At 37.8% G+C, this 315-nt stretch carries 1 pseudogene; it reads left to right on the top strand.

The features are described from left to right. Positions 1-315: pseudogene (locus PMES_RS16450) on the top strand (ISL3 family transposase); the annotation flags it as partial.

Raw genomic sequence — 315 nt, 5'->3', positions numbered from 1 at the left:
ACTGGAAATTGATACAACAAGATAGCCGTAAACTCAGCGATAAACGATTTTATCGCCCTATGTTTCGTATGCATTTGACTAACAAGGAAATCCTAGTAAAACTCCTGTCTTTCTCCGAGGAACTACGACAACACTATGAACTCTATCAATTGCTCTTATTCCATTTCCAAGACAAGAACTCAGACCATTTCTTTGACCTCATCGAACAGGAAATAGCCACTGTTAATCCTATTTTCCAGACGGTATTTAAGACATTTCTAAAGGATAAAGACAAGGTTTTGAATGCTCTAGAATTGCCTTATTCCAACGCCAAAC

This window comes from Profundibacterium mesophilum KAUST100406-0324, assembly GCF_009835145.1.
Lineage (GTDB): Bacteria > Pseudomonadota > Alphaproteobacteria > Rhodobacterales > Rhodobacteraceae > Profundibacterium > Profundibacterium mesophilum.
The sequence above is the reverse complement of the archived record's forward strand: the minus strand, read 5'-3'. Positions and strand labels throughout refer to the sequence as shown.